The organism is Nostoc sp. JL23, assembly GCF_017115065.1.
GTDB classification, from domain to species: domain Bacteria; phylum Cyanobacteriota; class Cyanobacteriia; order Cyanobacteriales; family Nostocaceae; genus Nostoc; species Nostoc punctiforme_A.
Genome location: NZ_JABXKN010000027.1, coordinates 20,776 through 33,378 on the forward strand (window position 1 = coordinate 20,776; position 12,603 = coordinate 33,378).

Genomic DNA, 12,603 nt, shown 5'->3' on the forward strand with positions numbered 1-12,603 from the left:
TTCCACTATCTTCATAGTCACTGGTTAGGGTAGCGTAGTAGTGACTGAGGAAAGCTTGAGACGTGAGTTTATGACAAGTACCGTTCAATCCCCCTACAGCAGCGAACAGATTGCCGCTTGGTTGCGTGGAATGCTTACTATTGCTTGGGCTGATGGTAATTTTGATGAGCAAGAACAGGAATTAATTGCCAGCATCACCGAAAATGAATTAGCTCCTAAGATTAAATTTGATTCACTAGAGGTAATTACCCCAGAGGAATTAGCCGCAGCGTTGGGTAAAGCTACACCAGCCGCAGAAAATTTCTTAAGGACAGCGATAATGGTAGCGATCGCAGATGGTACTTATTCTCCCAGCGAAGATGAGGTTCTGCAACAGTTCTGCCAAGCCTTGGAACAGCCAGAGAATTTGCTGGAAGCCCTTCGCCACACCCTAGAACACCCCCAGCAACTTACCCCCACTATTGCCAGCACTGGGCTGACAAAGCGTCAAATAAATGCTCTACATCCCCTGCAAGACTGGCTCGATGGGCTAGATATCCAAGACCCAAGAGTAGCCCGCTTTTTGTGTAAAATGATTCCCGCCCAGTGTCCCTTTGAGCGGGATATCACCTTATTTGGACGCAAAATTGTCCACATCCCACCGATGTGTAAAATTAACCCGTTGTATGAGCAACTGGTAGGCTTACGTTTCCGCGCCCTCTCCTATTTAGCAGATAAATGCGGTGAAGATGTATCACCATATATTTGAGTAGGGAGCAGGGGAGACAAAGGGGACAAGGGAGAATTATTGAACAAGTCTCTCCCTTGTCTCCCCCCTCTTCCTTGTCTACCTTGTCTCTTCTCCATGCCCAATGCCCAATGCCCAATGCCCAATGCCCAATAAATAGTTCTGTAGTTGAGTGAAAAATCTGACTCTGCTTTTGGGAATACTTGATTTATTCACCTGACTAATCTAGAACTCAGGCATTATCAATATGAAATGGATGAAACCATCTTTATATTTTGTACCCTTTTCCCTACCTTTGTATTTGCTTTCTGCTTTAACAGCAGAGGTACAAGCTCAGTTGTACCATCCCAATAAAACTTGGCAAATTAGTCAAACATTTAAGCCACCACAGCGGGGAAAACCCCCCGCAAGTGCTGGTGGTTCTACCCGTGGTAGCTCTTGTCTAACAGGCAAAAAACTAATAACCCCCTTAATACCTCCAGATAAATTAGGGCTGACATTTGCTCAACATCCAACATTTTTCTGGTATATACCTCAATCTAAACTCAAAACAGCCAAGTTTCTGCTCCTGACTGAAGACCAAAACGTATTTTATGAAACATCTTTTACACTTCCAAATCAGCCGGGAATTATTAGCTTTAAACTTCCTGACAGTACCCCTGCACTTGCTGTAGGTAAAACTTATCATTGGTATCTAACAATTGTTTGTGATACTCAAGACTCTAGTGAAAATCCGACTGTAGATGGTTGGGTAGAACGCACTCAGCCAGGAGCAACCTTATCGGAGGCGTTAGCAAAGGCAAATTTATACAAGTTGCCCACCATCTATGCAGAAGCTGGGATTTGGCATGAAGCGCTGACTAGTTTAGTGCAGCTACGTCGGACTGAGCCAAATAATTTCAAAGCAAGGCTGGATTGGAGACAATTTTTCAAGTCTGTAGGTTTGAGTGCGATCGCTTCTGAACCATTGATTGATTGTTGCACATCTACGAAAGAAGAGCATGGGGCATTGGGCACGGGGCATTGGACTGAGGGAGAATTCCCAACTCCCAACTCTTCTACAGACGCGATTAATCGCGTCTCTACTCCTAACTCAGCACTCAGCACTCAGCACTCAGCACTCAGCACTCAGCACTAAATATTATGTGGGCAAAGCTGAAACCGCACATCTGGCAATGGCGGGGTGTTTTACTTGCTGTTCCCAATATTACAGCCCTGGTGATTGCAATCCGCTTGACTGGATTACTGCAATTGTTGGAATTGGCAGCACTAGATCAATTTTTTCTCCTGCGTCCACGAGAGTCGGCTGATACCCGCATTGTCATAGTTGAGATTAATGAGGCAGATGTCCGCAAGCAGGGACAGTGGCCTATGCCTGATGGAAAACTTGCTAGTTTGTTAGAGAAAATCAAACAGCAAAAACCTAGAGCGATTGGTTTAGATATTTATCGTGATTTACCCGTCAATCCCGGTTATCAAGATTTACTTAAGGTTTTTAAGTCTACTCCTAATTTAATTGGAGTCCAAAAAGTCTCTGATACTATTGATAGTTCGGCGGTTGATTCATCTCCAGAACTGAAAAAACTTAATCAAATTGGGTCGAATGATTTACCCATAGATGGAGATGGCAAAATTCGGCGATCGTTATTGTACGTAAATTTAAATAATGACGAGATTCTGGAAAGTTTTGGGTTAAAACTGGCATTGTTGTACTTGAAACCTGAAGGTATTACTGCCAAGCCATCAGCTATTAACTCTAATTACTTGCAGTTAAATCGGGGTATTTTTCCGATTTTTGAAGCTAATGATGGAGGTTATGTCCGAGCCGATGCCGGGAGTTATCAAGTACTGTTGAACTACCGAGGACGGATACAGCAGTTTACTAAAGTCTCTCTTACCGAAGTGCAAGAGAATCTCATACCACGCGATTTAATGCGAGATAAGGTGGTATTAGTTGGTGCTACCGCTGAGAGTTTGAAGGATCTATTCTATACACCTTACAGCAGTAATGTCTTGACCGATCCAGAACGAATGGCGGGTGTGACAATTCATGCTAATTTGATTAGTCAAATTTTAAGTGCGGCAATGGAAGGTCGTCCACTGATTAAGTGTTTACCTGAGCCGTTAGAATGGCTATCAATTTTGATTTGGTCAATTATTGGTGCTAGCTTGTGTTGGCTGCAACGCCACAGTAGCAACCAGAAAAACCTCATGGCTGTTAGTGTTTTGTTGGTAGGTGGCGGTTTAATTGGCGGCAGCTTTTTGGCATTTTTGGCTGGTTGGTGGATTCCCGTTATCCCTTCATTGCTGGCTTTTGTCGGTTCTGCGATCGCACTCACTCAGTATATTGCTCAAAGCGCTACCGAGATGCGAAAAACCCTCGGTCGCTATCTAACTGATGAAATCGTCGCCAATATCCTCGAAACTCCTTCTGGGTTAAAGCTGGGGGGAGAACGCCGAAAAGTTACGGTTCTCGTATCGGATTTAAGAGGATTCTCGGCTATTTCCGAACAATTGCCCCCGGAAGAAGTAGTAAAGATTTTGAATCTTTATTTGGGAACAATGACTGATGTGATTAACCAGTATAAAGGCACGATTAATGAGTTTATGGGTGATGGTATTTTTGTGATTTTTGGTGCGCCAATTAGTCGCAAAGATGATTCTGAACGAGCGATCGCTTGTGCTATTGCGATGCAATTGGCAATGGAGCAAGTGAATGAACAAAATCAGCAAATGAATTTCCCAATCCTGGAAATGGGAATTGGGATTAATACAGGCGAGGCTGTAGCGGGAAACGTTGGTTCTCAAAAACGCGCTCAATATACAGTTATTGGCAGTCATGTTAATTTGGCTGCTCGAATTGAATCTTATACAGTGGGAGGACAGATTTTAATTTCTGAAAATACCTGTAAGGATGCCAATATTGACCTCCAAATTGCTGGAGAACTACAAATAGAACCTAAAGGAATTAAACACCCTGTGACAATTTGTGAAATTCGTGGCATTGGCGGTAAATATAATTTATTCTTGCCTAAATATGATCAAAAAATGAGCATTGTTACTCCCATAATACCTGTAGAATACAGTATTTTGCAGGGAAAACATGCAGTGGGAACAGTATTTCTGGGAGACTTTATTAGCCTCTCAGAAAAAGGGGCGCAGCTGCGATCGCCACATTCTTTAGAACTCTTGAGTAATCTCAAACTCAAGTTATTGATTGAAGCAGAAATCGCTATAGAAGAAGAATATATCTATGCCAAGGTGATCCAACAGTCTAATGTTGACGAGCATCTTTTTCTGCTTCGGTTTACAGCAGTTCCCCCAAAAGCTGACGCAATTCTCAATGCACTGCGTCAGCCTGAGTGATATTAGGACATCAATCTTGAAATGTTAACAAAGGGAGGTATATGTAAATACGGTAAACCGAAAAAGTAGGTAGTCTAGATTTTTTTAAAACAGTAGCAATTGTTGCTGATACAAGCAGGCGATCGCGGTAAGATTTTGGACTTAAGCCCAATCCAACTCCAATAACTCATAATTCTTAAACGAATAATTAATAATTCGTAATTTATGCTATGTAGCAACTCACTTGAGTTCTGGAGTTAAAAATATGATTTTTTCTAAAACTGAGATTCAATTACACCCAAAGGACAAATGACAAACGCAAACAACTTTCAAAAATTAGTAGAACTTGCAAATGATTATGGAATTATTTGCGAACCAACACCAGAAGAATGTTTGATTGCATCCTTGCCTGGAGACGATGATTTTTTATTAGCTTTTACTTGGTCTGGTGTAGTTGAAGGAGAGCCACCAGAGCATGAATTAATTGCAGTTAGTGTACAAGATATAGTCAAAGAAGTTACCGTTGCAGCTTGGCAGATTCCTTTTTATTTATTTGGAAACGTTTTAAGACAAGCTCAAATGCTTGTCGCTGCTCACAAAGATTTTGTTAGTTGAGAGACAAGTTTTAACTAAAATGGGCGCGTTTGAAACATCTGAAGGTAGACGTTTTCATTCTCCATTGTCATCGGAAAAACAAAAGTTTCTCAATCTCCACATAGCTAAACAAAAGCTAGAATAGGTGATGTATTTGTTGGGGGAATAGATAACTCAAAAGTTTAGTTAATAGTCAAGACCCTAGATAGGGTCTTTTTTTGTGGATATGTTCAAAATACTTGGAGTTTTTAGAAGACAAAGGATAGACAGGCAATATTTTTGTACTATTTTTATCTTTATTCTCAATAGTGTGTGATAATGACTCTCGCGATACTTTGATTTGTGCCAAAAATCGTCTACAACCGTTTACTAGCAGGAGAATGATGGACTGTAACGGGAGTTAAACATAGATGAGATACCTAGTGGCAAAAATGGCTGTAATCCTTGTGTGGCAAGGTGTGGGTTAGAGTCAGAAGATTACTTGAAGTTTTTTTGAGGTTAGAAGTGTGTGAGCATATATTGAGTAGTGATACAAAGCATTAATTAATACTTAGTATCACTACCCAAATACTTAAGTAATTAAAGTATAGTATTTGAGCATTGAGTGAGCATTTTTTAGAGTTTATAAGCGGAGGTATTGCTTTTGCATTCTTCTATGCTGATTTTGTTTACAGCGGGTTTATTATTCTGGTCGAGCCTGTCTTCGCTCTTGCCAACTCTACCGCTTTACATCGATGATGTGGGCGCAAGCAAGCAAGAAATTGGCCTTGTCATGGGCAGTTTTGCCATTGGGTTATTGCTATCTCGCCCAATGCTGGGACGGTTAGCCGATGAACGCGGTCGGAAAATTGTCTTAGTGATTGGTACGATCGTAGCTACGATCGCACCCTTTGGTTACTTGGCAACCCAATCTCTTGGGCTATTAATCCTAGTGCGGATTTTTCACGGCATTAGTGTTGCCGCTTTTACCACTGGCTACAGTGCCTTAGTCGCAGATTTGGCGCCCGCTGAAACTCGTGGTGAAATCATTGGTTACATGACCCTAGCAACTCCCATTGGTTTAGCAATTGGCCCTGCCTTTGGTGGTTATTTAGAAGCTACAAGTGGTTACGGCATATTATTTCTGTTATCTGCCGAATTGGGTTTTGTCGCTCTCTTGGGAATTGTACAAGTTACGAATCCGCCAGTGCAAACGCAGGAGCAGACAGAGGGAGAGGATCGCAAATTTTGGCAAATTTTGGCCAGCCCACGGGTGAGAGTTCCAACTATAGTTATGTTGCTAGTTGGTTTGTCCCTTGGTGCTGTACATACCTTTGTGTCGTTGTTCCTCAAATCCACTCAGGTGGACTTCAATGGCGGACTATTTTTTACAGCTGCGGCAATTTCTAGTTTTAGTATCAGGGTATTTGCTGGTAAAGCAAGCGATCGCTTCGGGCGGGGTTTGTTTATTACCTTTGGGATTTTTTGCTACGTTTTGGCATTAATACTGCTGTGGCAGGCTTACAGCCCGATCGTTTTCTTGCTGGCTGCGATCGCTGAAGGTGCTGGTGGTGGTACACTGATCTCGATGATGATTACCATGATGGCAGACCGTTCACTGCCGCAAGAACGGGGGAAAATTTTTGCTATATGTATAGCTGGACTCGATCTGGGAATTGCGATCGCTGCTCCTCTTCTGGGTATTATTGCAGAACTTGTAGGCTACCGCGATATGTTTGGCTACGGTGCTGCGATTACTTCTCTAGCACTTGTCCTCTTCCTCACCCATTCGAGCAAAAACTTATCCAACTCACTGCGCTTTGCACTAGGTCTAGCTCCAGATGCCTACGCCTTGAAAAACTTAAAAGTTAGGAGTGATGAAATTTAACTCATCACTCCTAACTTTCAACTCTTAACTTTTTAAAAACGGGCGAGGAGGGATTCGAACCCCCGACACCGTGGTCCGTAGCCACGTGCTCTAGTCCACTGAGCTACACGCCCTCACCGACAATATATATTAACACGTTCTAACCAAATGGCGCAAGATAATTTTCAATCTAATTTTGCCAACTTAACCCATCTAGATCCCCAAGGACAAGCACAGATGGTTGATGTGTCTAATAAAGCACCTACCATTCGCCAAGCAATAGCAGCTGCTAAGGTGCGAATGCTGCCAGCCACCTTCGCTGCCATTCAAGCCGGAAATGTCCCAAAAGGGGATGTGTTGGCAACTGCAAGATTGGCTGGAATTATGGCAGCCAAGCAAACAGCTACTTTAATTCCTCTGTGTCATCCGTTGCCTTTGCAAAAAATCGCTGTCGAAATCACACCCGATCCCGAACTGCCGGGTTATCAAATTCAAGCTACAGTCAAAACCAAAGCTGAAACTGGTGTAGAGATGGAAGCCTTAACTGCGGTTTCTGTCGCTGCCCTGACTTTATACGATATGGCAAAAGCCTTAGAAAAGTCGATTCAAATCGAATCAATTCGTTTAATAAGTAAGAGTGGCGGGAAATCAGAAGATTATTCGTCGGCAAAGTAATAAGTTAGCTATTGGGCATATTAGGTGACAGGTGATAGGGAATAATCTGTATCCTTTAACCTGTACCCTATTTCCTTCTTCATCTCCCTAGTTATGGGAGATTATCAGGATCTAATGCCGAGATTACGCAAATATGCTGCTAACTGTTCAGCGCGTTGGCGTTTTTGTTCTAACAATAACTCAGCCTGTTCTACCCGTTGATTGAGTTCCAGGGATTCAAAAATCTCTGTCCATCTGGACGGTAAATTACTAACTCTCCAAGCCCCGTTTGAAATCTAATTCCCAAACGGGGACTGATCCAACTATCCATTTGCCATAACTTATTCAAATGGTTGTTTTGCCGCAACCAGCCATCTAGTTGAAAACTTTCAGGATCGTATAAATAGTATTCTTCAACACCATAGGTATCGTAAAACTCCAGCTTACGCTCCATCTCCTTGGTATCATTACTATAAGAAAGAATCTCAAAGACTACTTGCGGTGGAATATTATCTTCTTGCCACTGACGATAGGAACGACGTTTACCCTTTGGTCTCCCGAAGACAACCATCACATCAGGTGCAGTCGGTGTAATCAGCTGAGAACGGACGGGATACCAGAGCAAATCTCCTGCAATCAAAACATTGTCATTATTAGCAAACAGAATCTCTAAATTCTCCTTAATCAGGACAATCCAACGATATTGCTCTGTATTGTCTGCCATTGGTTTGCCGTCGCTATCTGGATAGAGGAGATCGGGGTCTATTTGCTCAAAGATCGTCATCTGATTTAACCCAGCGGCTCTTGACTTCCAATTCAATTATGACTGGTTCTAGAAGTCTAATAGCAACGACTGCACTAAAAACCTTAGAATGAGTAGGGTGTATTTAAATCTGTAACAAATATTTATGCCTCCTCGTTGGCCTCGCAAACCCGATCGCAAAGACCCTGATTACCGCAAGATTGATGACCGGATGAATTTTGCCGTCCATGTAGCGATCGCTGCTACTATAAATTCTGGCTTATGGTTTTTTCACATCTTGAAAAGCACTACTTGGGACTGGCTGCCGTTATTTACTGCAAGTTGGACAGGCATAGTATTAGTGCATCTGATCTATATTAGTGCGATCGCTAATTACAGCGAAACTCCACCTAAATCCACCTGAAGACGGACTGCTGATGCTGGGGCGATTGTAACCTGTGGTAGTAGAATCAGCCTATTAATTGAGCGATAATGTAAAAAAGCCTGAGATTTCGCACTCTTTCTTAACGTAGGGTTATTTTTATGGCAAAGACTAACACCACAGAACTACTGGAAGCCCTAGCAGCTGAAATTGGCGAAAATGTCTACATAGACATTGCTAAATGGCATCTTTATTTATCTAATGCCAAACTGCACACCCTTGTTGCGGAACAGTTGTATCCCTTAATTACTTCCAACAATGTAAGTGAAGATCAAGTTTTAAAAGTCTTGAAATCAATTACAGTCAAAATTGGCGGCGGTAGAAGCGAACTTCCTTTAAGTGATTTACTACCACTGCAATGCCAAGTAACATTAGTTGATATTTTAGAAAAATATCAACGCGAAATCTAATATCTACAACCAAGATTATTTGAATTAGACAATTTTCTCGGTCAGTATTTCCTGATTTGAATTGAAATGCTGTATTGAGGATTAATTTGTCGTGTCAATTTTATAAAGATAAAAACCACAGAGACACATAGATAAATTTTTTGTAATTTATTTATGCATATCTGGTAAAAATTTCCTTTAACAATTAAGGAATCTCGACCTTCTAAATTGGTTGAGACGAGAATGAGTTTATCTTAAACTTGCTCTTAACTTTCATGCAAATTATTGAGGCAATTTCTATGCTTTTACAAGTCAAAGATTCTGGCGAATTGGTAAAAATTGTTGAAATTCAGGAATTAATTGACCCGAATACTGATGTTGTTCAGGCGAAAGATCAAGAAGGTCAAGAAGAACAGCAACCTGAAACTTTCAAAAAACAAAATCTTGTTTTTCCTTCAGGTGAAGTTCTACCACGCTGCTGGATAGATGCTGACTATAGACACGGCAACGGTTAATGATTTTAAAATGAGATAATTGGTAATGGAAGTAAACTATTAGCAATTATCATTAGTAGGGGCGCACAGATGTGTGCCCCTATTGCTATGTGCCAGTTGATGGTACTTCTTGTTCTGTTAATGTTGCCTTTCCATTCTGCTGAAACTTTGGGAAAAATCTCTTAGTAATCCAGTCAGTTAAAATGTGAGATAGTAATCCCAACGGCCCAGCGAACAAAGATAAAGCCAGAGAGTGAATTGTCCAAACACCTGTTTTCTGTCCTTCCCAATAAATCCAGCGACCGACGAATAAATCCATCACTAAAAAATGAATCCAACCTGTTGCCGCAGCTGTTTCGTCTGTAAAAAATCGCGCAATATCAGCTAATTGAGGATTCGATAAAGCTTGAGCATTTTCTGGAGTAATGCTGTTGATAAACAAATATAAATATGTTCCTGCTAACAGCACAAAGGGTAGATATGATGACATTATCCACCGTGTGACTTTCCAGTTCGGCAATAAAATCATCAACGTCCAAAATGGCAATACGAAAAGATTGGCAACGTTAAATAGTTGAGATATTGTCATATCTATGCAAATTGAAGGGTGAGGGTTTAAGTTAGGAGTTTAGATTAAAAATTCGGAGCTTTGAGTTATTAGTATTTTTTTTTGTTTTGAATTAACTAATACACAATAGCGGAATAAATTTACCATTATAAGTTGCTATAAGCCGCATAATAATCGATAGACAATGGCAAAATTTCCTTGTTAAAGGTAGGCAAACTTCTGCCACAGTGTATTAGTTCTACTTAACTCCTAACTCCTAACTCCTAACTCCTAACTTATAAAGCTACAAGTTGTGATTCGATTTCAGAAGAATTCAAATCACGTCCGATGAAAACTAAACGCGTTTGCCTAGCTTCTTCTGGTTTCCAGGGGCGATCGTAAAATTTATCAAATCGAGTTCCCACGCCTTGCATGACTAAGCGCATGGATTTATTTGGCACTGCGACAAAGCCTTTAATCCGGTAAATTTCTTGTTGTTGTACCAATGTTTGCAACTGTTGTTGCAGCTTTTCGGGATCAAAGGTACGATCCAAAATTAAATTAGCGGAAGTAATTTCTTCGTCGTGATTATGGTCTTCTTCGGTATCATGATGACTAGGACGAGAATCTAAATTGTCTTCAACTGCCGCTTGGAATCCTAATAATATAGATGCGTCTAATTGAGAACGATCGCTCTCGACAATTTTTACCACTCTGGGCAACTCTTGCTTAATCAATTCCTCAACTCTGGCTTTTGTCTCGGCATCTACCAAGTCAATTTTATTCAACACTACCAAGTCTGCACAAGCAAGTTGGTCTTCAAACAGTTCTTGCAAGGGTGTTTCGTGTTCTAGATTATCATCTGCTTGGCGCTGGGCTGCGATCGCTTCTGGATCGCTAGCAAATGTCCCCGCTGCTACCGCCGCACAATCTACCACGGTAATCACCGCATCCACGGTGGCGGCGTTACGAATTTCTTGCCAGCGAAAAGCCTTCACCAGCGGTTTTGGTAAGGCTAAACCAGAGGTTTCAATCAAAATGCAGTCGATGCTATCTCGCCGCTTAATTAACTCTTGCATCGTCGGGTAAAACTCTTCCTGCACAGTGCAGCATAAGCAGCCATTGGTTAATTCAAAGATATTAGTGTCGCCCTCACCATCTTCGGGGCAAATTTGACAAGATTTTAATAATTCACCATCAATACCGAGTTCGCCAAATTCATTGACTAAAACGGCAATACGCCGTCCTTCGTTGTTTTGTAGCAGGTGGCGAATTAGGCTGGTTTTTCCACTACCTAAGAAGCCTGTGATTACTGTGACAGGAATTTTCGTAGCCATATTTTTGCCTGATTTACCCAGTATGGTAAGTTTTACGGGTTACAAACTTAAATACTGAGATTAAGCTTGGTTTGAAGATTGACTTAGTTATTTTAAGCTGAAAGTCTATGGTAAACCTGAAAATATTCCCGTTTTTGTTGAGTTTAGGTTTGGCTTTAATTCCTCAAATCAGTCTGGCACAAACGGTAGAGGAGTTGGCGTAGATATAGCGAAGCTGTCACCAGGGGCAAGATAGCCTGAAAGTATTGTGGAGTCTGGGTTTGAGAAAAAAGAGTTGATTATTGGGTTTTAGCGATTTTGACGGGGGTTTTATCTGAAATCTTGTTCAAAAATCAGATATGAGTCCTATATAGGACTTACGCATTGAGAGGAAATGGACTATGTGCATTGCCTTAAAGGGAAGTGAAGCGGCATGAATTAGCATAGATCAAAGCCTCATGCTGGGGAGCCTACTCCCAGTATACTTTGCCTAAAAGAAGACATTCTCGGCAAAGTTAAGCATCTAAAAATCCTTGAGTGAAACACTTGTCTAGTTATGTTTGAATGTCTAGATTGCAATAGGTGACAGCTTCCCTAGCATTACGCCAAGATACAAGCTAGAAGTAACTAACTTAACACCAATCTCATTCTTTAGTTAGAGGTTATGTTTAGTTGAAAGCTTTAAAGTTCAGGTGTTGATTTGTAGTAGTTAATTTTTTTAGTAGTCTAGAAGGCTGATACGAAGGGTAAATTTTTTCAAGAGACTTCTACATGCCTCTCGCTAATAAGCTTTTATTCGACACTGTTCTCCGCTCCTGGTATTAGGGTTTGGACAAACAAATTTGTCCAAACTGCGATAAACAAAGCACCATACAGCAAGCACGGGAGACAATAGACATGAGCCAACCAATTAAAGTTGAAAAGACGGTAACGATTAACAAACCAGTAGAGGAACTCTACCGCTTTTGGCATAACTTTGAGAACTTGCCGCGCTTCATGAAGCATCTCAAAGACGTAAAAGTACACAATAATAAGCGATCGCACTGGACGACCAGTGGGGTGTTAGGTGGAAGTGTTGAATGGGATGCAGACATCATTGAAGATCGGGAAAACGAATTGATTGCTTGGGCTTCGGTTGAAGGTGCAGATGTTGATAACTCTGGTTCTGTCCGCTTCCAGCCAGCACCCGCCAATCGCGGTACTGAGGTAAAAGTTGTCACGAAATATAACCCGCCTGGTGGAGCAATTGGAGCTACCATTGCCAAACTCTTCGGCGAAGAACCAGAACAGCAAATCGGAGATGATTTACGCCGCTTCAAAATGATGATGGAAGCAGGCGAGATTGCCACCACAGAGGGACAACCAAGAGGGAAATAGTCACTTGTCCTTTGTTTATTAGCTAACGACAAATGACTAAGGACTAATAAGAAGACTAACGACTAATAACCAATGATATCATGTTCGGATAATCACTTATGATAAAAGTAGGGATGAAAACGATGAACTA

At 41.4% G+C, this 12,603-nt stretch carries 12 protein-coding genes, 1 tRNA gene and 1 pseudogene; 10 read left to right on the forward strand and 4 right to left on the reverse strand.

The window, feature by feature from the left end; genetic code table 11:
• Positions 1-70: 70 nt before the first annotated feature.
• The 5 genes from HWQ42_RS04405 (at position 71) to HWQ42_RS04425 (ending at position 6,533) form a co-directional block, all read left to right on the forward strand.
• The gene (locus HWQ42_RS04405; RefSeq protein ID WP_292809675.1) at positions 71-748 is read left to right on the forward strand and encodes a Mo-dependent nitrogenase C-terminal domain-containing protein; all 678 of its coding nucleotides are present in this window, start codon (positions 71-73) and stop codon (positions 746-748) included.
• 235 nt (positions 749-983) lie between these two features.
• Positions 984-1,865 carry a DUF928 domain-containing protein gene (locus tag HWQ42_RS04410; protein WP_367119038.1) on the forward strand — a complete coding sequence of 294 codons (882 nt, stop codon included), beginning with the start codon at positions 984-986 and terminating at the stop codon, positions 1,863-1,865.
• A gap of 5 nt (positions 1,866-1,870) precedes the next feature.
• Positions 1,871-4,093, forward strand: a complete 2,223-nt coding sequence (locus HWQ42_RS04415; protein WP_292809677.1) for an adenylate/guanylate cyclase domain-containing protein — start codon at positions 1,871-1,873, stop codon at positions 4,091-4,093.
• A gap of 288 nt (positions 4,094-4,381) precedes the next feature.
• Positions 4,382-4,687, forward strand: a complete 306-nt coding sequence (locus HWQ42_RS04420) for a hypothetical protein (RefSeq protein ID WP_292731730.1) — start codon at positions 4,382-4,384, stop codon at positions 4,685-4,687.
• Between the two features lie 634 nt (positions 4,688-5,321).
• Positions 5,322-6,533 (forward strand): MFS transporter, encoded by a 1,212-nt coding sequence (locus HWQ42_RS04425; protein WP_292809679.1) that lies wholly within the window; start codon positions 5,322-5,324, stop codon positions 6,531-6,533.
• A 39-nt stretch (positions 6,534-6,572) separates the two neighbouring features.
• Here the strand turns inward: HWQ42_RS04425 and HWQ42_RS04430 are convergent.
• A tRNA-Arg gene (locus HWQ42_RS04430) sits at positions 6,573-6,646 on the reverse strand.
• 34 nt (positions 6,647-6,680) lie between these two features.
• Here HWQ42_RS04430 and moaC point away from each other — a divergent pair.
• Positions 6,681-7,187, forward strand: coding sequence for a cyclic pyranopterin monophosphate synthase MoaC (gene moaC, locus HWQ42_RS04435; protein ID WP_292809681.1), 507 nt, complete (start codon positions 6,681-6,683; stop codon positions 7,185-7,187).
• A gap of 190 nt (positions 7,188-7,377) precedes the next feature.
• On the opposite strand, the gene HWQ42_RS04440 is transcribed toward moaC, so the two are convergent.
• Complete coding sequence (locus HWQ42_RS04440; RefSeq protein WP_334813942.1) at positions 7,378-7,950, reverse strand: Uma2 family endonuclease; 573 nt, start codon at positions 7,948-7,950, stop codon at positions 7,378-7,380.
• 124 nt (positions 7,951-8,074) lie between these two features.
• On the opposite strand from HWQ42_RS04440, the gene HWQ42_RS04445 reads away from it, so the two are divergent.
• From HWQ42_RS04445 to HWQ42_RS04455, 3 genes are all read left to right on the forward strand, one after another.
• Positions 8,075-8,332 (forward strand): hypothetical protein, encoded by a 258-nt coding sequence (locus HWQ42_RS04445; RefSeq protein ID WP_292731724.1) that lies wholly within the window; start codon positions 8,075-8,077, stop codon positions 8,330-8,332.
• Positions 8,333-8,451: 119 nt separating this feature from the next.
• The gene (locus tag HWQ42_RS04450) at positions 8,452-8,760 is read left to right on the forward strand and encodes a DUF3181 family protein (RefSeq protein ID WP_289799595.1); all 309 of its coding nucleotides are present in this window, start codon (positions 8,452-8,454) and stop codon (positions 8,758-8,760) included.
• Positions 8,761-9,038: 278 nt separating this feature from the next.
• Complete coding sequence (locus HWQ42_RS04455; RefSeq protein WP_292731719.1) at positions 9,039-9,254, forward strand: acetyltransferase; 216 nt, start codon at positions 9,039-9,041, stop codon at positions 9,252-9,254.
• Between the two features lie 85 nt (positions 9,255-9,339).
• On the opposite strand, the gene HWQ42_RS04460 is transcribed toward HWQ42_RS04455, so the two are convergent.
• Positions 9,340-9,822, reverse strand: coding sequence for an ABA4-like family protein (locus HWQ42_RS04460; RefSeq protein ID WP_292809683.1), 483 nt, complete (start codon positions 9,820-9,822; stop codon positions 9,340-9,342).
• Positions 9,823-10,076: 254 nt separating this feature from the next.
• Positions 10,077-11,117, reverse strand: coding sequence for a cobalamin biosynthesis protein CobW (gene cobW / locus HWQ42_RS04465; protein ID WP_292809685.1), 1,041 nt, complete (start codon positions 11,115-11,117; stop codon positions 10,077-10,079).
• Positions 11,118-11,954: 837 nt separating this feature from the next.
• Between cobW and HWQ42_RS04470 the strand changes: the two are divergent.
• Positions 11,955-12,473, forward strand: a pseudogene (locus HWQ42_RS04470) (SRPBCC family protein); the annotation flags it as partial.
• Positions 12,474-12,603 lie beyond the last annotated feature (130 nt).